The sequence below is a fragment of the Paenibacillus sonchi genome (assembly GCF_016772475.1).
Lineage (GTDB): Bacteria > Bacillota > Bacilli > Paenibacillales > Paenibacillaceae > Paenibacillus_AQ > Paenibacillus_AQ sonchi.
In genome coordinates this window covers 1111060-1131221 of sequence record NZ_CP068595.1, presented here as the reverse complement: position 1 = coordinate 1131221, position 20162 = coordinate 1111060, and the positions used below count along the sequence as shown (strand labels likewise).

The following is a 20162-nucleotide window of genomic DNA, read 5'->3' as shown; positions in this document are numbered from 1 at the left end:
CTGCATGTAGTATGCCGCAGAGACAAGCTTTTATGTTGCCTGGCAATGGTTTTTTGTCGGTAAGCTTGGTAAAATAAATCTGACATGTGGGAGGTGAACAGGCTGAATATAAAGAAATGGTTTTTTTTATTCTGGACGACGCTCTTGATCGGGGCTGGAGGGGCAGTCATTGCCGGGTTGGCACTGCAGACCGTAAACGGCACCATTCATTTTAAAAGCACAGCCGACACTTTGATCTACCCTTTGATTCTCCTTGGCTACGGTATGCTTGTGAGCGTTTACGCCCAACTGGGGTTTTTTGCGTATCTGATTCTGAACTACATGGGAATCGGGGTGTTCCCGCGGAGGGTTTGGCAATACGTTCAGTTAGTTTTGGCTGTACTTGCACTGCTTGAGCTGATTTTTCTGCGTACCTTTGTTGGGAGCGGACGGGATGTTTCCTCCGATTGGCTTTTAGGCATCGGCATTCTGCTTACTGCCCTTATTGTTGCTTATTTCAAAGTGCGGAGCACGAACCTCACAGCCTGGATTCCGACATTTTTCTTTATGACAGCCATCACCATCGTTGAGATCATTGGTGTACTTCAGATTGGGGTGGACAGTGCCACTGTATTTATTGTGATTCCGCTGGTTGCCTGCAATGCATTCCAAATTCTGATGCTGCACCGTATCCTGAAGCCGATATCCGCATAAGCTGCAGCCAATAAACCCCGGTCCTCAGTCTTGAGAAGTCGGGGTTTTGTTGAAAATATAAGCAGGACGGCGTTGGTCCGAAGCTTAATCCGATTAGAATCGGGAGCATCAGGTTAATCTTTAAGAACAGTTACATAACTAAAAAACGGTTGAGACGACTAGGAGGGAATATATGAACATCAAGCGCTATATGATAAAAGACACAAATGAATCTGTCCTGAAAAAACTCGACCCCGACGAGAGCGGGGACTTCAAATCCAAGGAAGAGGCAGAAGCCAAAACGGCAAAGCTCAAAGAGCGTCTTGCTGAACTCCAGGATGTCCTTTTTGCCCAGAAAAAGCATTCCCTGCTAGTCATTCTTCAAGGAATGGACTCCAGCGGAAAGGATGGCACGGTCAAGCACATTTTCTCCGGCATTAATCCTCAAGGGTTCATGGTCACCAGCTTTAAGAAACCTTCTCTGGAGGAAGAGGCTCACGACTTTCTGTGGAGAGTGCATATGAAGACGCCGCCCAAGGGATACATCGCCGCGTTCAACCGGTCGCACTATGAGGATGTTCTAGTGCCGCGTGTGCATGGAGATTTGAAAAAGAAGAAATGAAGCGCCGCTTCCGCTACATTCGCGAGTTTGAAGCTATGCTGGCCGAAGAAGGCACAACCATCATTAAGCTCTTTTTGCATATTTCCAAAGATAAGCAGCTTGAGAAGATCCAGGAGCGGCTGCACGACCCGGCCAAACACTGGAAATTTGATGCCAGTGATCTGCAGGAGCGGCAGTATTGGGATGATTATCAGGCAGCCTATGGTGATGTCTTCAAGGAAACCAGTATAGATACCGCACCCTGGTATTGGATTCCGGCCAATCACCGGTGGTACCGCAATTACCTGGCTTTAGCCATTGTTGTCAAAACCCTGGAGGGCTTGGATCTGAGCTACCCGAAACTGGATACCCCCACACCCGATATTTCGCAGCTCATCTCTCCAAGACATTAATAACTGTTGGCCCGCATCTGTACCAGGAGCACTGCGATACCACCTTGATTTCTACATCCCGGCGGCATCCTCCAAACCATCATTTAACATGGCGGAATCCCGGACTTCTTTGCCTTCAGCACTGCCCTGGCTGATTAGTTCGGAGACAGTGACAAATTCATAACCCTGGCTGCGCAGATTATCGATAATCTGAGGAAGGGCCTCATGGGTCTGCTTGCAGGAATCACTGGCATGCAAAAGCACAATATCACCGGGATGCGCCTTGCTGGTCACTCTTCTTACGATATTGTCCACGCCGATGTTTTTCCAATCCAGCGAGTCAGTATCCCACTGAATGACCTTGTAGCCCAGATCGGTTGCCACCTGAAGCACTCTTTTGTCAAAATCACCATTCGGCATCCGGATCAAATTTGGCTCTTTCCCGGTTAGCTCCGTCAATACAGTATGGGCTGTGGTGATTTGGTTTTTTATTTCTTCATTGCTTAAGGCACTGTAGTTCACATGCTTGTGGCCGTGGCTGCCGATTTCGTAGCCTGCGTCTTTAATGCTTGTAACGATTTCCTGATGCGTCTTGCTCCAGGGGGAAGAGAGGAAGAAGGTCGCTTTATCTACCTTTTTATCTTCGAGCACCTTCAGAATCGGTCCGGGCCGTTTCTCTCCCCAGCTGATGTCAAACGTTAAGGCGATGAGCTTCTTTTCCGTCGGCACACTGTAAATGGCGGAAGGGGCCGTTTCCGAAAAAACGGTAATATTCCCTCTCTCGACATAGACGACACCGGCAGCAAGAAGCGCAGCGGCAAAGATATAAATGAACCGTTTTATCTTTTTGCCGCTGAATACATAAAAAGAATTCATAATGTCAGCGCTCCTCTCCCATGCGAAATGCTTGTTTGTTCTAAATGTATGCTCGTACAGGGCGCTTATGACCGTAGATATGTCCAACATACTTTTAGGAGGTAATTATGCTATCTTTTCCCGCTTTCGCCAAAGATTTATCCACCATCCGCAAGGCCTTATTGTTCGCACTTTTATTATTTGTGGCGGGAGGAGTTATAGGCTGGATTGGCACCGGCAGTCTGCAAAAGCTGCTTTCCGGTCAGTTGGAGAGTTTAAGTAAAATCAGCGGTAGCCTCAAGGAATCCGCACATCCGCAGTGGAGCTTTTTTCAATTTATATTTCTGAACAACAGCATCAAAGGCGTGCTCATAATCTTCCTGGGTGCTATTTTTGGCATCCTGCCTGCATTGTTTTTATTGATTAATGGCGGCGTAATCGGCTATCTGATTCATATCTCGGCCATGCAGGGCATGGATTTGTTTGACCTTATTGTCAAAGGACTGCTCCCCACGGCATTATTGAAATTCCGGCCATCATCATCGCCTGTGCCTTTGGTTTGCAGTTTGGCTGGAATGTAATCTCCGATCTATTCAGTTCAGCTGCTGCAAGAGAAAAGAGAAGCGGGGCGTGGCCGGCCTTTATGCGCCAAACCTTAAGAGCCTCCATATGGATAGTGATCCTGTTATTCGTAGCGGCCATCATTGAGAGCACAATTACATTTTCACTTTTATCATAAAATTCCACAGAAATGAGCATAACATTAAAGGCATCCGATTTTGGGTTTTGCCGGGGAGGAACACATGCGGGGATTTCGGAGAAAGCCATAAGGAATTTTTTTATAATTATGGTTACAGACACGACGCTCCGGTTAATCTAGTTTAAGTGGATATATAAACCCTCTCTTCCCCTCCAATGGACTATCTTCAATTGCACAAGCAACGGCGCTTACGGATTTTGTTGGACTTAATTTCATGAAGGAGGCCAAGCATATGTTGGGAATGTTGTTCAACGAGAAGGAATGCAAGGAGCTGGACTATGTTTTGCGTAAAGAGCTTGATGAAATGCTCCTTGATTTAAGTGATCAGCGCTTGGACCACAATATCAGGCATGCTATTGCCAATCGATATAAGACTGTATTTCGGATGTATGCACGGTTTGCACCGCAGAAGGAGCTGTCCAAGTATGCATGGGGAGGACGTTATTCCCAGTCTAAACATTAGAACCTTTGATTTTAATTAAATAGGTTGACTAAAAGGGAGCCGCTGTGATACATTATATCTTGCGCTCCTTTTCAATGTTTTGGAGAGCGGCAAATGGCAGGCAAAGTTGAAAAAAACTTTTTTCAAAAAAAACGCTTGCCAAATGCATATACGCTGTGATATATTATAAAGGTCGCCGCTGACAAGCGACGATGAATGAAAAAGACATTGATCTTTGAAAACTGAACAACGAGTGAGTGGGATTTCACGCATGTGAGATCCAAAAGAGATGAGTTTCACAGCGTGTTTCACGCTTTAGAGATTTCATCAGAGAATGCAAATTCTCGTCAGATGTTTCAAAATGAGCTATCGCTCTTTTAATAACATTTCGGATGGTTATTTTCTTGAAGCAATTCAGGGAAGTAGTCGCTCGAAAAAACCTTATTGGAGAGTTTGATCCTGGCTCAGGACGAACGCTGGCGGCGTGCCTAATACATGCAAGTCGAGCGGAGTTATGAAGGAGCTTGCTCCTGATTAACTTAGCGGCGGACGGGTGAGTAACACGTAGGCAACCTACCCTCTAGACTGGGATAACTACCGGAAACGGTAGCTAATACCGGATAATTCCTTGACCCACCTGGGTTAGGGATGAAAGGCGGAGCAATCTGCTGCTAGAGGATGGGCCTGCGGCGCATTAGCTAGTTGGTGGGGTAACGGCCTACCAAGGCGACGATGCGTAGCCGACCTGAGAGGGTGAACGGCCACACTGGGACTGAGACACGGCCCAGACTCCTACGGGAGGCAGCAGTAGGGAATCTTCCGCAATGGGCGAAAGCCTGACGGAGCAACGCCGCGTGAGTGATGAAGGTTTTCGGATCGTAAAGCTCTGTTGCCAGGGAAGAACGTCCGGTAGAGTAACTGCTGCCGGAGTGACGGTACCTGAGAAGAAAGCCCCGGCTAACTACGTGCCAGCAGCCGCGGTAATACGTAGGGGGCAAGCGTTGTCCGGAATTATTGGGCGTAAAGCGCGCGCAGGCGGCTGCTTAAGTCTGGTGTTTAAACCTTGGGCTCAACCTGGGGTCGCACTGGAAACTGGGCAGCTTGAGTACAGAAGAGGAAAGTGGAATTCCACGTGTAGCGGTGAAATGCGTAGAGATGTGGAGGAACACCAGTGGCGAAGGCGACTTTCTGGGCTGTAACTGACGCTGAGGCGCGAAAGCGTGGGGAGCAAACAGGATTAGATACCCTGGTAGTCCACGCCGTAAACGATGAGTGCTAGGTGTTAGGGGTTTCGATACCCTTGGTGCCGAAGTTAACACAGTAAGCACTCCGCCTGGGGAGTACGGTCGCAAGACTGAAACTCAAAGGAATTGACGGGGACCCGCACAAGCAGTGGAGTATGTGGTTTAATTCGAAGCAACGCGAAGAACCTTACCAGGTCTTGACATCCAACTAACGAAGCAGAGATGCATTAGGTGCCCTTCGGGGAAAGTTGAGACAGGTGGTGCATGGTTGTCGTCAGCTCGTGTCGTGAGATGTTGGGTTAAGTCCCGCAACGAGCGCAACCCTTGACTTTAGTTGCCAGCAGGTAAGGCTGGGCACTCTAGAGTGACTGCCGGTGACAAACCGGAGGAAGGTGGGGATGACGTCAAATCATCATGCCCCTTATGACCTGGGCTACACACGTACTACAATGGCCGGTACAACGGGAAGCGAAGCCGCGAGGTGGAGCCAATCCCAGCAAAGCCGGTCTCAGTTCGGATTGCAGGCTGCAACTCGCCTGCATGAAGTCGGAATTGCTAGTAATCGCGGATCAGCATGCCGCGGTGAATACGTTCCCGGGTCTTGTACACACCGCCCGTCACACCACGAGAGTTTACAACACCCGAAGTCGGTGGGGTAACCCGCAAGGGGGCCAGCCGCCGAAGGTGGGGTAGATGATTGGGGTGAAGTCGTAACAAGGTAGCCGTATCGGAAGGTGCGGCTGGATCACCTCCTTTCTATGGAAAATCGTTCTCTGCAATGAGAACATTCAAATCGGAAGCTTTGCTTCCATTAGAACCCTCGGGTTCGAACACTCACTCGTGTTCAGTTTTGAAAGAGCAAGTCTCTTTCGTATACGTTTGGTGGCGATAGCGGAGGGGTTCCACACGTACCCATCCCGAACACGACCGTTAAGCCCTCCAGCGCCGATGGTACTTGGACCGAAGGGTCCTGGGAGAGTAGGACGCCGCCAAGCGGACAATCAATCCTTTGATTGATTTCCTTATGTTATATATGTTATATGGGCTTTTAGCTCAGTTGGTTAGAGCGCACCTCTGATAAGGGTGAGGTCGGTGGTTCGAGTCCACCAAGGCCCACCATATAACATTAAATTCTTTTGGGGCCATAGCTCAGCTGGGAGAGCGCCTGCCTTGCAAGCAGGAGGTCAGCGGTTCGATCCCGCTTGGCTCCACCAAACTTGTTTCAAAAAAGTATATGCAAGAACTTGATCCTTGAAAACTGGATACCGAAACGAAAATGCGTTTTAGAACATCTTTTAGCTGAAACTTGTGTGAACAAGTTGAAATAGTTATTAGTGACCGATATTTTCCTAACGGAAATAAAGAGCTTTGAATTCATTCAATGTTCGATATTTCTCCTACGGAGAAAATCGTGGTTAAGCTAATAAGAGCACACGGAGGATGCCTAGGCGCCAGGAGCCGACGAAGGACGTGGCGAACAACGAAACTGCCTCGGGGAGCTGTAAGCAAGCTTTGATCCGGGGGTGTCCGAATGGGGAAACCCGGCTGTGGTAATTCGCAGTCACTCACACCTGAATTCATAGGGTGTGAAGAGGCAGACCAGGGGAACTGAAACATCTAAGTACCCTGAGGAAGAGAAAACAATAGTGATTCCGTCAGTAGCGGCGAGCGAACGCGGAACAGCCTAAACCAAGGAGCTTGCTCCTTGGGGTTGTGGGACGTCTCACATGGAGTTACAAAGGAACCGGGTAGGCGAAGAGGTCTGGAAAGGCCCGCGATAGAGGTAAAAGCCCTGTAGCCTAAACCCTGTTCCCTCCGAGACGGATCCCGAGTAGTGCGGGGCACGTGAAACCCCGTATGAATCCGGCAGGACCATCTGCTAAGGCTAAATACTACCTGGCGACCGATAGTGAAACAGTACCGTGAGGGAAAGGTGAAAAGCACCCCGGAAGGGGAGTGAAATAGAACCTGAAACCGTGTGCTTACAAAAAGTCAGAGTCCTCTATATGGATGATGGCGTGCCTTTTGTAGAATGAACCGGCGAGTTACGTTTAACATGCAAGGTTAAGGTGAGAAGCCGGAGCCGCAGCGAAAGCGAGTCTGAATAGGGCGACTAAGTATGTGGACGTAGACCCGAAACCGTGTGATCTACCCCTGTCCAGGGTGAAGGTGCGGTAACACGCACTGGAGGCCCGAACCCACGTACGTTGAAAAGTGCGGGGATGAGGTGGGGGTAGCGGAGAAATTCCAATCGAACTCGGAGATAGCTGGTTCTCCCCGAAATAGCTTTAGGGCTAGCCTCGGTGAATGGAGTCGTGGAGGTAGAGCACTGATTGGGTGCGGGGCCCGCAAGGGTTACCAAGCTCAGTCAAACTCCGAATGCCATGGACTTCTTGCCGGGAGTCAGACAGTGAGTGCTAAGATCCATTGTCAAAAGGGAAACAGCCCAGACCATCAGCTAAGGTCCCCAAGTGTGTGTTAAGTGGGAAAGGATGTGGAGTTGCACAGACAACCAGGATGTTGGCTTAGAAGCAGCCACCATTGAAAGAGTGCGTAATAGCTCACTGGTCGAGTGACTCTGCGCCGAAAATGTAACGGGGCTAAACACACCACCGAAGCTATGGCTTGGATCGACTTCACTGCGCCTTTGAGGCGTGTGTATCTAACTAGACATTGATGCCGGAAATCATCTCAAGGGATGAGCGGCTAAATGCTTCCAGGGGATACACACAGGCTTCGAAGCTGGAGTGAAGTCGATCCAGGGGTAGGGGAGCGTTGTATGTGGATTGAAGGTGTACCGGAAGGAGCGCTGGACTGCATACAAGTGAGAATGCCGGTATGAGTAACGAAAAGATCAGTGAGAATCTGATCCGCCGAAAGCCCAAGGTTTCCTGAGGAAGGCTCGTCCGCTCAGGGTAAGTCGGGACCTAAGGCGAGGCCGACAGGCGTAGTCGAAGGACAACAGTTTGAAATTACTGTACCACCGTAATCCGCTATGAGCGATGGGGTGACGCAGGAGGGTAGTGACGCGGACTGATGGATGTCCGTCCAAGCAGTGAGGCTGGTGTGTAGGCAAATCCGCACACCGAAAGGCTGGGCTGTGATGGGGAGCGAAAATTACAGTAGCGAAGGTCATGATCTCACACTGCCAAGAAAAGCCTCTAGCCAGGAGAAGGTGCCCGTACCGCAAACCGACACAGGTAGGCGAGAAGAGAATTCTAAGGCGCGCGGAAGAACTCTCGTTAAGGAACTCGGCAAAATGACCCCGTAACTTCGGGAGAAGGGGTGCCTCGGTAGGGTGAATAGCCCGAGGGGGCCGCAGTGAAAAGGCCCAAGCGACTGTTTAGCAAAAACACAGGTCTGTGCGAAGCCGCAAGGCGAAGTATACGGGCTGACGCCTGCCCGGTGCTGGAAGGTTAAGGGGAGCGGTTAGGAGGCAACTCCGAAGCTGTGAACCGAAGCCCCAGTAAACGGCGGCCGTAACTATAACGGTCCTAAGGTAGCGAAATTCCTTGTCAGGTAAATTCTGACCCGCACGAATGGCGTAACGACTTGGGCGCTGTCTCAACGAGAGATCCGGTGAAATTTTAATACCTGTGAAGATGCAGGTTACCCGCGACAAGACGGAAAGACCCCATGGAGCTTTACTGCAGCTTGATATTGAATTTGGGTACGATCTGTACAGGATAGGTGGGAGCCGTAGAAGCCGGAGCGCAAGCTTCGGTGGAGGCGCCGTTGGGATACCACCCTGATCGTATCTAGGTTCTAACCTGGTACCCTGAGCGGGTACGGGGACCGTGTCAGGCGGGCAGTTTGACTGGGGCGGTCGCCTCCTAAAGAGTAACGGAGGCGTTCAAAGGTTCCCTCAGAATGGTTGGAAATCATTCGAAGAGTGCAAAGGCAGAAGGGAGCTTGACTGCGAGACCTACAAGTCGAGCAGGGACGAAAGTCGGACTTAGTGATCCGGTGGTACCGCATGGAAGGGCCATCGCTCAACGGATAAAAGCTACCCTGGGGATAACAGGCTTATCTCCCCCAAGAGTCCACATCGACGGGGAGGTTTGGCACCTCGATGTCGGCTCATCGCATCCTGGGGCTGAAGTAGGTCCCAAGGGTTGGGCTGTTCGCCCATTAAAGCGGTACGCGAGCTGGGTTCAGAACGTCGTGAGACAGTTCGGTCCCTATCTGTCGTGGGCGTAGGAAATTTGAGAGGAGCTGTCCTTAGTACGAGAGGACCGGGATGGACGTACCGCTGGTGCACCAGTTGTTCCGCCAGGAGCATGGCTGGGTAGCTACGTACGGACGGGATAAGCGCTGAAAGCATCTAAGCGTGAAGCCCCCCTCAAGATGAGATTTCCCAGTATGTAAGACCCCTTGAAGACGACGAGGTAGATAGGTTGGAGGTGGAAGCACGGCAACGTGTGGAGCTGACCAATACTAATCGGTCGAGGGCTTATCCAATAAACTAAAATGCAATTTTCGTTTCGGATTCAGTTTTCAGGAATCAAATTCCTGAAGCATTTACGCTGTAAATGCCCGTTTGGTGGCGATAGCGGAGGGGTTCCACGCGTACCCATCCCGAACACGACCGTTAAGCCCTCCAGCGCCGATGGTACTTGGACCGAAGGGTCCTGGGAGAGTAGGACGCCGCCAAGCATATATTCCCTGATAGCTCAGTTGGTAGAGCACTCGACTGTTAATCGAGTTGTCACAGGTTCGAGTCCTGTTCGGGGAGCCATGCTCTCATAGCTCAGTAGGTAGAGTGCTTCCATGGTAAGGAAGAGGTCACCGGTTCGAATCCGGTTGAGAGCTCCACAAATTTTTACGGCCCGTTGGTCAAGGGGTTAAGACACCTCCCTTTCACGGAGGTAACATGGGTTCGAATCCCATACGGGTCACCAATTATTTTCCCTTGAGGACAACCATACATATGGAGGCTTAGCTCAGCTGGGAGAGCATCTGCCTTACAAGCAGAGGGTCGGGGGTTCGAACCCCTCAGCCTCCACCATAATCGTTCTCATATTGAAAGTGATTGTGGGCATACTATAGGTATCCATCATAGGGGATTAGCCAAGCGGTAAGGCAACGGACTCTGACTCCGTCATCATAGGTTCGAATCCTATATCCCCTGCCAAATGGGAGCCATTAGCTCAGTTGGTAGAGCACCTGACTTTTAATCAGGGTGTCGAAGGTTCGAGTCCTTCATGGCTCACTTTTATCAGTATCATGCGCGTGTGGCGGAATGGCAGACGCACCAGACTTAGGATCTGGCGTCTTACGACGTGGGGGTTCAAGTCCCTTCACGCGCACCATGTTTTTGCGGACGTGGCTCAGCGGTAGAGCATCGCCTTGCCAAGGCGAGGGTCGCGGGTTCGATTCCCGTCGTCCGCTCCATAATTTTAATTTTGCGCCCTTAGCTCAGCTGGATAGAGCGTTTGACTACGAATCAAAAGGTCGGGAGTTCGAATCTCTCAGGGCGCGCCATTATTACGGGATGTAGCTCAGCTTGGTAGAGCACCTGGTTTGGGACCAGGGGTCGCATGTTCAAATCGTGTCATCCCGATTTTACACCTGTGCGGGTGTAGTTCAATGGTAGAACTTCAGCCTTCCAAGCTGATAGCGTGGGTTCGATTCCCATCACCCGCTCCATAATTTTATACGCTTCGGGATGTAGCTCAGCTTGGTAGAGCACCTGGTTTGGGACCAGGGGGTCGCATGTTCAAATCGTGTCATCCCGATAACTCAGCTTGTGAGCTGACAATGAACTCTTACTTTTGTAAGAGTTTTTTTGTATTAGGAAATTATGATTTCCTTTTCTTGTGGTTTCGGAAATTATGTAATGCTAAACCATGTGGATATCTTGGAAGCTTGAGATGATATAGACGATGTAGGAGGATTGCGCTCCAGCCAGGGGTGATTTAGATCTAGGTAGGGGGAGAAAAAGTGTGGGGAGCAGCAGTAATGGCTCGAGTAAACCAGTTTACCTTATTCCTCTTGATAGAGTCAGAGGATGTATGAAGGGCCCACCAGGCAATCCAAAACTGGAATCCAAACTGCCACGATATTTTGTGAATGGCGGCGGAGGGGAGGGATAGTATTTTTAATTCAGATAAAAATCGATGAAATATTAATTAATGGTATATATTATCATATTTCGCCTATTAAAGAACGTACGTTCTTTACTCATCTAAAAAAAGATGACTTCCGGTGGGATGCCAATCCGCAGGTAATAGCGCAATAAAGGCTCCTCTAGTTCGGGTGAACTCCCCGATGACAAAAGCTTGATGGCAAATAAATTAGCTTGGCGTTCCAGCTTTCCAGGTGAAAAATAAGAATTCTCCTCCAGGAAGAACCGGTTGATTCCTTTATGCAGGCGGTCATGGCCGAGCTCATGCGCACAAACAAAACGCTGCCACTCCAAAGGAAGCTCATTATGAATCACGATAAATCTTCGTCTAAGCTTCCGGTAATACAAGCCTTTCGTACTCTGTCCAAGGTTCATGAACCGAATATGAATGCCCAGTGCTTTGGAGAGCTCGAAGGGGCTGTTCGTTTTATATTTTTTGATCAACTTATTGATGATCTCATCCATATTCTTCACCCGCGCATAATAATGTATGTGATGTTATTCAACTCTTGCCTCCGTTTGAATCGTGCTTGGGTATAGTTCTTTTGTTCATCTGCTTGGCATCCCAGAAAAGGCCGGTCAGCACATCTTTAATCCGCTGTTTGTCTTCTTTATTCAAGGGAATCCCGTCAAACATAAGCTCCCCGTCATCCTCCAGCATTTTGCGGAAATCCCGCTTATCCTTACTTGTGGCCCATTCCGGAACCTTATCCTCAGCACCGCTCTGCATATCCTCGGATAAATAGCCTGCATGTTCCATTAGCTCCTCATAAGGTACAACAGCAGCCTCTGCGATCTTGCGCAAGGTAGCTGGTTTCGGCACCCCTCTCCGTCCGTTTTCGATCCGGGAGATCTGCGCACCGCTGATGCCTGCAAGAGAGGCCAGTTGATTGATTGTCAGCCCTTTATGTTCCCGAAGCTGTCTCAGATAATTGCCGAATTCTTCTGCCATCGTTGATCACTCCTTATCGCCTATTGCTCTATTAATAATAATATAAGCTATTATTGTCAATAGGTAAACATAAAGTGAACAATAATGCCAAAAGGTAATACTAGTCGTCTGTCTAAGATAAATCGTGATAATAGCTATTTTTTCCTTACAAACGGCCTTATATGGGATTTTACGGAATTGGTAATCAGGTGGTATATTATTGAAAAAGGCGAACAATATACGAACAATGAGAATTTTACCACATCTCACAGGAAACTTCTGCAATAATCATCCGAAACCAGCCCAAATGCAAAGGAGTGCATATATGATGATGAATTTATCTTCTTTACCTGAACTGGACCGCCGTCGTACTCAAACCACTATAGAGAGCATGTTGGAGAAGTACCGTATTTTTAAGACGGTTACTTTTGAAGCAAAGGAAGCGGGGATTACGTATTCCTACTCCGAGAGATTTCACGGTCCGACCCATACCATTACTGACCAGACTGCGGCCATAGCCGCTCATAACGTAGATGTTCCTGCCGCAAGAAGAGCCTACTGTGCTGCATTGGATTCTGTAGTGGACAGGCTGGACAAGCGGGAGCAGCAGCTCGTGCGGGAACGCTATATGCGTAGAGATGAGGTATATGATTACACCGTGTACAATCATGTGTTTGATCCGCCGGTCAGCAAGGATACCTATGTTAAAATACGGTCTAAGGCATTCTACAAGATGGCGCTTGCACTGACGGATCTGGGGCTGTTATCGCTCGATTCATTAATGAAAAACGGATCATCTATGAAGCAAGAGGAGCTGATGAGCAAGGGACTGCCCAGCGTATATTAAGGGTGTGAAGTGTAAAATAAATAAAACATTGAAGTTCAAATAAAAAGCGAAGGCTGTATTGTCCGAAGGGATGATGCAGCTTTTTTTGTTGGGGAGGAATGTACCCTGGCAGCCCATCGAAAGGGACTTAAGTTATCACCGCCTAAAAACCGCCCAGAATCCTCTCAATGTTCTCTCTAATCTCGTCCTAATACCGGCTCCATGCGGATATAAAGGGGGTATGATGTTAGCATGGCAAATGAAGCAGAAGAACACCGCAGGAGCATGAATGCTCCAAGGATTCAGCCTCGTTAAAAGGCGAATGATTGATTTTTCGCGGTGAAAGCTTCTTCTGGCACCTGCCACAACAAGGCGGATATTACTCCTGCAGAGGGGGATATATCCGTTTTTAATTTACCTATGAGGGGGAATACAGCGCTATCTATTAATGGACTTAAAGGTAAATGCCATCGGGTGACCGTGCCAGCAGGGTCAGGAAAGGATGCTTAATATGTCTGTACAACAATTGCGGAATCATATCAATGCTGCTCTTGGCCGCTACTTTCCGGACGTACCGGTATATGTCAGCGGGGAAAAGCCGCAGGGTGCTTATTTTGAGCCTGGGTTAATCTCGGCAACTCTGGACAGGCAGCGGGAAGGCAGATATCTGGCGGTCTATCGTTTTGGTATCCGTTATGAACAAGGCAGCCGCTTGAATGCGGAGAATATGGCTGATGGATTAAGTGAAGCTTTGGCTTCAATGGAGCGTGAAGGCGAGGCCTTTCGCGTAATCAGACAGGCTTGGGAGGCAGGCACAGAAGGGAAAGGGCCGCTGTTTACGGCTGATTTCATGATCTATCTGCAAACTGCAGCAGTGGAGAGGGTGCCTATGAGGCATATGACGGGAGGAGAAAGGCTGAAATGAATACAAATGAAGTTAGTGATACAGCCTTCAGCACAAAGCAGATTGTAAACTCGCTGCACTTTTCCCCGGGGAAAAAGATGTGCTGAATGTTATTTTGCTGGAGGATCAGAGCTACACGCTGGAAGAAGCAAGAGAGCAACTGAAGAGCTTTTTAACTAAGGAGGTTATCTAATGGCTGGTGGAACATGGACAACGCAAAATAAGGTGCGCCCTGGGGTGTATGTGAATGTAGCATCAAATCAGAGTGCAATTGGAAAAATGGGGACACGCGGCATTACAGCGCTCGCGCTTTCTCTTTCGTGGGGAGCACCGGGAGTCATTACAAAGATTACAGCCCAGGAGGATTTTGAAAAGCTGCTTGGCTACGATTTGGGACATCCCACCCTGCTGCCGGTACGTGAAGCACTGAAGCGGGCCAGCACTGTGCTGCTATACCGATTGAATGAAGGCGTGAAAGCAACGGTAACGAATAATGGTCTGCAGGTTACGGCCAAGTACGGCGGCGAGCGTGGGAATGATATCTCTGTAATCATTGAAAAAAATATTGAAAATAATGTTTTGTTCGATGTAAAAACACTCTTGGCTGGAACAGAGCTGGACAAACAAACTGTCGGCGACGCCGATGAACTCGCAGCTAATGATTATGTTACGTTCCAGAAGAACGGGACTGAAGGCTTGACCCTGACGGCAGGTATACGTCTTGCGGGTGGAGCGGGCGGTACAGTAACGAACGCTGCGCATAGTGATTTCCTGGGTGCCCTTGAAGTTCAAGAGTTTCAGACCGTCGGGCTGCTGTCCAAGGACAATTCACTGAAGGCGCTGTATAGCGCTTTTGTGAAACGGCTCCGGGATATGGAAGGCAAAAAGGTACAGGCTGTAGTGTCTGATTATGCTGCTGCCGGCCATGAGGGCATTATTAGTGTGAAAAATGGGGTAGTACTCAGCGATGGGACTGCAATTGATGGTGAGCATGCGGTTGCCTGGGTAGCCGGTGCCACGGCAGCTGCTGCCGTAAACGAGTCTCTAACTTATCAAGCTTATGATGATGCCGTAGACGCCGATGTGCGCCTCAGCCATTCTGAGACGACAGATGCCCTGCTGAACGGTGAATTCCTCTTCACTTACAGCGGCGGCAGGGCTGTTGTAGAGCAGGATATCAACACTTTTACAGCATATGCACCGGATAAAGGCAGAGCCTTCTCCAAAAACCGTGTACTCCGTGTGCTGGATGGAATTGCAAATGATCTGAAGTCTATCTTTGAAAAGTACTATATTGGCAAGGTTGCCAATAATGAAGATGGCCGGACATTATTCTGGTCGCAATGTGCGACTTATATGAATGACCTGCAGAATATCGGGGCGATTGAAGATTTTAAGGCCCAGACGGATGTTGTGGTTGCTGCCGGTACGGACAGTGACAGCATCGTTGTGGATGTAGCTGTAAAACCAGTCGATTCCGTGGAAAAAGTATATATGAAAGTGAAGGTGGTCTAAGATGGCATTTTTGAAGGCTAGCGATACTCTTTCCGGCCAGGAAGGCCGTGCTTACGCTGTGATTGGTACACAAACAGAAGAGATGTTCTATGTAAAAACGCTTGAGGCTACCGTGGAGAAAACAAAAGCGGAAGTGAAAACACTCGGACGCCGGGGGTGCAGCATAAAGCGACCGGATGGTCGGGTAGCGGCACGATGACGATTTTTTATATGACCAGCCGTTTCCGTCAAATGATGCTTGACTACATGCATACCGGTGTGGACCAGTACTTCGATATTGAGGTTACCAATGATGATCCTTCATCGAGTGTCGGGGCGCAGCGGATCATTCTGAAAGGTGTTAACCTGGACAGTGTAATTATGGCTTCACTGGATACGGAGTCGGATGCGCTGGAGGAAGAAGTCAGCTTTACCTTTGAGGATGTGCAGATTGCCCAGGCATTTGGCAGCCCTGCTCTTCAGTAATAAGAGAAATACAGATCTGAGCAAGAACGGCCCGGACGCGGCAGGCGGCGGGTCTCTTCTCTGTCTGTCCGGTAAAACTTAAGCCCATAAACTTAAGCAAATGCTTCCGAAGCGAGTTATATTGCGGAGAAGCTCAAGCAGATAATGCTTCATATAACTTTTAGGAGGATCATCATGAGTGAATTAAGTATGTTTTTTGCGCAAAATGTGGCTTGTGATACAACGGAGGAATTTGTGGTTTCCCAGCGCTTTAAGGATAAAGAGGGCCAACCCGTGGCCTGGAAGCTGCGCAGTATGACCGAGGATGAGAACCAGGAATGCCGCAAGGCGGCTACCCGCAAGGTTAAGGGAAAAAGCGGGGTGTATACCTCCGAGATTGATCCCAATGACTACATGGCCAAGTTGATGACTTCGAGCGTAGTGCACCCCGATCTGAAAAATGCGGAACTGCAGCGTTCCTATAATGTGCTTGGTGCAGAGGCCTTGCTGCGTAAAATGCTGCTGCCCGGCGAATTCGCTGCGCTTGGTGAACGGGTTCAGGCGCTTAACGGCTTCGGCACCGATATGAACGAATTGGTGGAAGAAGTAAAAAACTAATTAACGGGGGCGACAGTGAGGCCAACCTGGCCTACTACGCCCTCCATGAGCTGCATATTTTGCCGCATGAACTGATGAGGCTGTCCTCACGCGAACGGGCTGCCATCTATGCGATGATCGCTGTCCGGGTGGAGAAGGAGAAGCGGGAGCATTCGCGGAGCAAGGGGAAGAGGAGATAGGGGATGAAGGGGGTGGAAGAATGAGAATAGATGTTTCTAAAGCGGTGATGCTTCCGGTCAAGTCGCTTGCGATCTGGAAAGTGATAAATAAACAGTCCCTGCGCATTGGTGTCCAGCTGGATTTTGCTAATCGTTCGATTAAGGGAATGCAAGCCGCACTTACACGCTCCAGCGATGAATTAAACCGCTCCTTGGACAAAGTTAACCAATCTTTGCTGGATATTAATGATACGCTGCTGGAAGGCTTCAAGCGAATGCCGCAGCAGATTCTGGTCTCCAGAGACATTGTTGTCGGACAGAGTCAGCAGGTTAGTCAGTCCCAGCAGCTTGGGGTGCGTATGCTGAATGCTTCTCCAACCGTACAGGCGGCTAAGAAGGAAGAAGAAAAGGCCAAAAAGGTGGAATGGTGGAAAGGGTTCGAAAAGAAAGCAAAAAAGGAAGAAAAGGAAGAGGAAAAGAAGCCTGAAGTTAAAGTTGAACCCGTACCTACACCCAAGATCAATTTGAAAAAAGAGCCTCCGGTTCCGCCGGCCCCTCCAACGCCGCCACAGCCAGATTCCAAGATACTGAATTTTTTGAAGACTGCGGACTGGGTTACCCCGTTCAACAAGATTAAGTCTTTCGGGGAGAAGGCAGTCAAGGCTGCTGTAAAACCAGGAGATATTGCAGACTGGAACAAGTTGAATAAAAATGTGGATAAGGCAATGGGCCAAATAGGTGTAAAGGCGCTGGGGGCCCTGCGGCCTGTAATGGATACACTGAATCAAGCGCTCACCTCCGGCCAACTGGCCCCAACGATTGACGCATTGGCAAATGGCTTTTTGGTGATAGCCAATGTAATCGGGATGATTGTGGATGGATTATTATGGCTGGTTGGTGTAGTGCAGGAGAATTGGGCGATTATTGAGCCGATTCTTATCGCGATAGCGGTTGTCTATCTGGCGGAAATGATCGTTCAGGTATATTTGCTTGCTGCAGCCTGGCTGGCTGCGAACTGGCCGATTCTAATCGTGATTGCGGTAATCGCGGCTCTGATCTTAATCTTTCAGAACCTGGGGATATCGGCGGGGCAGGTTGTAGGGGCTATCGCGGGGGCGTTCAGCTGGTTGATGGCGGTTTTCCAAAATATTTGGATAGGCCTGCAAAATGGATTTTATGTGGTTTGGGATGGCATTGTTAATGGATTTAATGCTGCTGTTCTTTTTGTGAAGCAATTGTTATATGGCTTAGGTATGGGTACGCTGGATGTCCTCTATAATATGGCGGTTGGTGTTGAGAGCTTTGCTGATGGTTTTGTGAAGGTTATGGTAGAGGCGATCCGTTGGGTGGTTGACAAGTTCAACGGCATGGCTGAAGCGTTAAGCAAAATTCCTTTCTTCGATAAGATGGGGATCGGCACTATCAAGCTTGATCTGGATGGGCTGAAGGTTCCCCATGCCGCCAGCGAGCTGGTGGATAAGTACCGTAAAGAATTCAAAACACTGGAGCCTCCTGAGGATATCACTAAGCAGGAAACGAAGCATAAAGAGTATGTGGATACGAAAGATGCTTTTAACTCCAGCTATACACAGGCTAAAGAATGGACAGACAACAAGGTCGAAAGTATTTCGAGTGCATTTTCTGATAAAGGGCGCGATGCCAAGAAATTAACAAAACCGCCAGCAGACGGGCAACAGATTCAGAACACTGCCGGTCTTTTTGCCAATCAGGGCGGCAACCTGAACAATGTGAACAGGGTAAATGAGGTCGGCTCCATCAACGACACCGTAGACATCTCCAGCGAAGATCTCGAAATGATGCGCGAGCTGGCGGAGATTCAGGCCATTCAGAACTTTGTGGAGCTGACGCCCACAGTGCAGGTGACTACCGGGAACATCAACAATGCCGGGGACATCGATACGATCATCAACAAGATCGGGCAAAAGCTGAATGAGGAATTTGTCTCTACGGCGCAGGGGGTGTATACGTAACGTGGAAGAATACGGTTTTTTCTTGAGTTTTAATGAGCTGGAGGATCTTTTCCGGTTGCCTGTGAATCCGGAGACGCTGGAAATCAAAGAGTCGGGAGACAGCAAAAGCTATACCATTGTCGATCTGGGTGAAATCAATGCCATTGCCTATCCGAAGCTGACGGAGATCACGATTGAGAGTATCTTCCCGGCGCAGCATTATCCTTTTGTGCTGGTGCGCAGTGAGGGGCCTAACCGGCTGCTGCGGCCTTTTGAATATGTAGAGATGATCCAGAAATGGATGAAGAGCCGCAGGCCGATCCGGTTTGTGTTGTCCGGGGTAAACTTGAAGGGGGAGCAGGATGACTCAGCCATACCGAATGATTTGGCCTTGAATATGGCCATGAGTATCGAGGGCTTTACTTGGAAGCTTAGCGCGGGCACCTCCGGTGACGTGGAGTATTCACTATCCCTCAAAAAGTACGTGTTCTACCAGGCCAGTCCTGTAAAGATCGTCAAGGGCCAAGTTAAGGCAGAGTCAAAGCGGGCGAGTGATAAAGCGGCCCCCAAAACATACACGATGAAAGCGGGCGACAGTCTGTGGAGCATTGCCAAGAAGGTTCTCGGTGATGGCCAGAAATATAAGGTGATACAGAAGCTTAACGGCATCAAGGACAGTGAGCTGAAAAAGCTCCCCATCGGCAAAGTCCTTAAGCTGCCGTAGGAGGGAAAGCGTATGGAACTGCTGTTGAAAAATAAAGAAGGACTCCTGTGGGATATTGCCGGGATTGTCTCAGATCTCTCCTGGAAGACGTCCCGGGCAGGCAAGCCGGCAACGCTGGACATGACTATTATCGACAGCGGCATCTATCAGCACCCCAAATTTAAGATCAGCAACGGGGATATTGTCCAGTTCCGCAAAGATGGCATCAATGTGTTCTACGGCTTCGTGTTCAGCATTGAGACCGGGAGTGACCAGCAGATCAAGCTGACGGCTTATGACCAGATCCGCTATCTGCTCGGCAACGGAAGCTACGTGCTTCAGGATGTTACAGCCGGTGAGCTCATTACAAAAATTGCCAAGGACTACGGATTGAAGACCGGAGTGCTTGAAGAAACCACATACCGCATGCCTTCTTTAATAGAAGATGATAAGAAGCTGCTGGATATTATTATGAGGGCTATTGGCGGTGAGCTGGAGAAGAAGGGGCGGCTAATGGCTTTTTATGATGACTTCGGCCAGCTGACGCTGCGGGGAATGGACTCGATGAAGCTTGATCTGGTGCTGGGAGCAGGGCATTATCTTTATGACTATTCGCTCAAAAAAAGCATTGATGATGATACCTACAATACGATCTATCTCTATAAGGACAACAAAGAGAGCGGCAAGCGGGAGTTCTACCCGGTCAGCGACCCGGAGAATGTGAAACGCTGGGGTATTCTGCATCTCTACAAAAAAGCCGATGACAAGGCGAACGCCGCACAGATTCAAGAGAACGCAGACAACCTGCTGAAGCTGCATAACCGGGAAAAAACAAGTCTTTCCGTACAGGCCATAGGCGATCTGCGGGTTCGTGCAGGCAACCTGGTTTATGTGCTGCTGGATGCGCTGGATGTCAGGCTGTTTCTGGTGGAGCAATGCAGCCATAAGATTTCTGGCGGGGAGCATACCATGTCCCTGGATATAAAGGTGGTGTAGAAAT

Annotated in this window: 14 protein-coding genes, 14 tRNA genes, 4 rRNA genes and 2 pseudogenes; 31 read left to right on the top strand and 3 right to left on the bottom strand. The window is 49.2% G+C overall.

The features are described 5' to 3' along the window. Nucleotides 1-102: 102 nt before the first annotated feature. The 3 genes from JI735_RS05220 (at nt 103) to JI735_RS36825 (ending at nt 1686) form a co-directional block, all read left to right on the top strand. A complete protein-coding gene (locus tag JI735_RS05220) occupies nt 103-693 on the top strand; it encodes a KinB-signaling pathway activation protein (protein WP_039832615.1) in 591 nt (196 codons plus the stop codon). 172 nt (nt 694-865) lie between these two features. Continuing rightward, on the top strand, nt 866-1294 hold the full coding sequence (locus JI735_RS36830; RefSeq protein ID WP_267919162.1) for a polyphosphate kinase 2 family protein: 429 nt from the start codon (nt 866-868) through the stop codon (nt 1292-1294). Continuing rightward, nucleotides 1291-1686 carry a polyphosphate kinase 2 family protein gene (locus tag JI735_RS36825; RefSeq protein ID WP_267919161.1) on the top strand — a complete coding sequence of 132 codons (396 nt, stop codon included), beginning with the start codon at nt 1291-1293 and terminating at the stop codon, nt 1684-1686. The genes JI735_RS36830 and JI735_RS36825 overlap by 4 nt, the downstream gene beginning before the upstream one ends. A 51-nt stretch (nt 1687-1737) precedes the next feature. On the opposite strand, the gene pdaB is transcribed toward JI735_RS36825, so the two are convergent. Then, nucleotides 1738-2541: a polysaccharide deacetylase family sporulation protein PdaB gene (pdaB, locus tag JI735_RS05210; protein WP_039832611.1), complete on the bottom strand. Its 804-nt coding sequence runs from the start codon at nt 2539-2541 to the stop codon at nt 1738-1740. A gap of 107 nt (nt 2542-2648) precedes the next feature. On the opposite strand from pdaB, the pseudogene JI735_RS05205 reads away from it, so the two are divergent. From JI735_RS05205 to JI735_RS05110, 20 genes and pseudogenes are all read left to right on the top strand, one after another. Beyond that, nucleotides 2649-3259: pseudogene (locus JI735_RS05205) on the top strand (stage II sporulation protein M). Nucleotides 3260-3512: 253 nt separating this feature from the next. Further along, entirely contained in the window at nt 3513-3743 is a 231-nt protein-coding gene (locus JI735_RS05200; RefSeq protein WP_020427019.1) for a hypothetical protein, read from the top strand. Nucleotides 3744-4163: 420 nt separating this feature from the next. Then, nucleotides 4164-5722: ribosomal RNA gene (locus JI735_RS05195) — 16S ribosomal RNA — on the top strand. Between the two features lie 122 nt (nt 5723-5844). Continuing rightward, nucleotides 5845-5961 (top strand): 5S ribosomal RNA (rrf, locus tag JI735_RS05190). 47 nt (nt 5962-6008) lie between these two features. Next, a tRNA-Ile gene (locus JI735_RS05185) sits at nt 6009-6085 on the top strand. 19 nt (nt 6086-6104) lie between these two features. Beyond that, nucleotides 6105-6180: transfer RNA gene (locus JI735_RS05180), tRNA-Ala, on the top strand. Between the two features lie 199 nt (nt 6181-6379). After that, nucleotides 6380-9427: ribosomal RNA gene (locus tag JI735_RS05175) — 23S ribosomal RNA — on the top strand. Between the two features lie 78 nt (nt 9428-9505). Continuing rightward, a 5S ribosomal RNA gene (gene rrf, locus JI735_RS05170) occupies nt 9506-9622 on the top strand. The 16S, 23S and 5S rRNA genes sit together here with 14 tRNA genes alongside, the layout of an rRNA operon. 6 nt (nt 9623-9628) lie before the next feature. Then, nucleotides 9629-9704 (top strand) — tRNA-Asn (locus tag JI735_RS05165). Nucleotide 9705: 1 nt separating this feature from the next. Beyond that, nucleotides 9706-9781, top strand: a tRNA-Thr gene (locus tag JI735_RS05160). An 11-nt stretch (nt 9782-9792) separates the two neighbouring features. Further along, nucleotides 9793-9867 (top strand) — tRNA-Glu (locus JI735_RS05155). A gap of 31 nt (nt 9868-9898) precedes the next feature. After that, nucleotides 9899-9974 (top strand) — tRNA-Val (locus JI735_RS05150). 52 nt (nt 9975-10026) lie between these two features. Then, nucleotides 10027-10100 (top strand) — tRNA-Gln (locus JI735_RS05145). Between the two features lie 5 nt (nt 10101-10105). Further along, nucleotides 10106-10178 (top strand) — tRNA-Lys (locus JI735_RS05140). A gap of 16 nt (nt 10179-10194) precedes the next feature. Further along, nucleotides 10195-10278 (top strand) — tRNA-Leu (locus JI735_RS05135). Nucleotides 10279-10285: 7 nt separating this feature from the next. Beyond that, nucleotides 10286-10360 (top strand) — tRNA-Gly (locus JI735_RS05130). 13 nt (nt 10361-10373) lie between these two features. Continuing rightward, nucleotides 10374-10450, top strand: a tRNA-Arg gene (locus tag JI735_RS05125). Between the two features lie 6 nt (nt 10451-10456). Beyond that, a tRNA-Pro gene (locus tag JI735_RS05120) sits at nt 10457-10529 on the top strand. A 12-nt stretch (nt 10530-10541) separates the two neighbouring features. Next, nucleotides 10542-10615: transfer RNA gene (locus JI735_RS05115), tRNA-Gly, on the top strand. Nucleotides 10616-10630: 15 nt separating this feature from the next. Then, nucleotides 10631-10704, top strand: a tRNA-Pro gene (locus JI735_RS05110). A 449-nt stretch (nt 10705-11153) separates the two neighbouring features. Here JI735_RS05110 and JI735_RS05105 read toward each other — a convergent pair. Together JI735_RS05105 and JI735_RS05100 are read right to left on the bottom strand one after the other, a co-directional pair. Beyond that, nucleotides 11154-11558 (bottom strand): ImmA/IrrE family metallo-endopeptidase, encoded by a 405-nt coding sequence (locus JI735_RS05105; protein WP_202677133.1) that lies wholly within the window; start codon nt 11556-11558, stop codon nt 11154-11156. A gap of 37 nt (nt 11559-11595) precedes the next feature. Then, complete coding sequence (locus JI735_RS05100; protein ID WP_039833326.1) at nt 11596-12045, bottom strand: transcriptional regulator; 450 nt, start codon at nt 12043-12045, stop codon at nt 11596-11598. A 310-nt stretch (nt 12046-12355) separates the two neighbouring features. On the opposite strand from JI735_RS05100, the gene JI735_RS05095 reads away from it, so the two are divergent. The 8 genes and pseudogenes from JI735_RS05095 to JI735_RS05060 all read left to right on the top strand — a co-directional run bounded on the left by JI735_RS05095 (nt 12356) and on the right by JI735_RS05060 (nt 20158). Next, entirely contained in the window at nt 12356-12871 is a 516-nt protein-coding gene (locus JI735_RS05095) for an ArpU family phage packaging/lysis transcriptional regulator (RefSeq protein WP_039833338.1), read from the top strand. Between the two features lie 490 nt (nt 12872-13361). Beyond that, nucleotides 13362-13775, top strand: a complete 414-nt coding sequence (locus JI735_RS05090; RefSeq protein WP_039833327.1) for a phage tail terminator family protein — start codon at nt 13362-13364, stop codon at nt 13773-13775. 171 nt (nt 13776-13946) lie between these two features. Beyond that, on the top strand, nt 13947-15269 hold the full coding sequence (locus JI735_RS05085; protein WP_039833328.1) for a phage tail sheath family protein: 1323 nt from the start codon (nt 13947-13949) through the stop codon (nt 15267-15269). Between the two features lies 1 nt (nt 15270). Continuing rightward, nucleotides 15271-15734: pseudogene (locus tag JI735_RS05080) on the top strand (phage tail tube protein). Nucleotides 15735-15908: 174 nt separating this feature from the next. Then, complete coding sequence (locus JI735_RS05075; RefSeq protein ID WP_039833329.1) at nt 15909-16331, top strand: phage tail assembly chaperone; 423 nt, start codon at nt 15909-15911, stop codon at nt 16329-16331. 199 nt (nt 16332-16530) lie between these two features. Further along, nucleotides 16531-18480, top strand: a complete 1950-nt coding sequence (locus JI735_RS05070) for a phage tail tape measure protein (RefSeq protein WP_039833330.1) — start codon at nt 16531-16533, stop codon at nt 18478-18480. Between the two features lie 22 nt (nt 18481-18502). After that, nucleotides 18503-19183, top strand: a complete 681-nt coding sequence (locus tag JI735_RS05065; protein WP_325175577.1) for a LysM peptidoglycan-binding domain-containing protein — start codon at nt 18503-18505, stop codon at nt 19181-19183. A 12-nt stretch (nt 19184-19195) separates the two neighbouring features. Continuing rightward, entirely contained in the window at nt 19196-20158 is a 963-nt protein-coding gene (locus JI735_RS05060; protein WP_039833332.1) for an XkdQ/YqbQ family protein, read from the top strand. Nucleotides 20159-20162: the final 4 nt, after the last annotated feature.

Coding starts and splice junctions, on each gene's coding strand:
- JI735_RS36830 (WP_267919162.1), top strand. CDS start 866: ATGAACATCAAGCGCTATATGATAAAAGACACAAATGAATCTGTCCTG.
- JI735_RS05060 (WP_039833332.1), top strand. CDS start 19,196: ATGGAACTGCTGTTGAAAAATAAAGAAGGACTCCTGTGGGATATTGCC.
- JI735_RS05075 (WP_039833329.1), top strand. CDS start 15,909: ATGAGTGAATTAAGTATGTTTTTTGCGCAAAATGTGGCTTGTGATACA.
- JI735_RS36825 (WP_267919161.1), top strand. CDS start 1,291: ATGAAGCGCCGCTTCCGCTACATTCGCGAGTTTGAAGCTATGCTGGCC.
- JI735_RS05200 (WP_020427019.1), top strand. CDS start 3,513: ATGTTGGGAATGTTGTTCAACGAGAAGGAATGCAAGGAGCTGGACTAT.
- JI735_RS05100 (WP_039833326.1), bottom strand. CDS start 12,045: ATGGCAGAAGAATTCGGCAATTATCTGAGACAGCTTCGGGAACATAAA.
- JI735_RS05090 (WP_039833327.1), top strand. CDS start 13,362: ATGTCTGTACAACAATTGCGGAATCATATCAATGCTGCTCTTGGCCGC.
- JI735_RS05070 (WP_039833330.1), top strand. CDS start 16,531: ATGAGAATAGATGTTTCTAAAGCGGTGATGCTTCCGGTCAAGTCGCTT.
- JI735_RS05085 (WP_039833328.1), top strand. CDS start 13,947: ATGGCTGGTGGAACATGGACAACGCAAAATAAGGTGCGCCCTGGGGTG.
- JI735_RS05095 (WP_039833338.1), top strand. CDS start 12,356: ATGAATTTATCTTCTTTACCTGAACTGGACCGCCGTCGTACTCAAACC.
- JI735_RS05105 (WP_202677133.1), bottom strand. CDS start 11,558: ATGGATGAGATCATCAATAAGTTGATCAAAAAATATAAAACGAACAGC.
- pdaB (WP_039832611.1), bottom strand. CDS start 2,541: ATGAATTCTTTTTATGTATTCAGCGGCAAAAAGATAAAACGGTTCATT.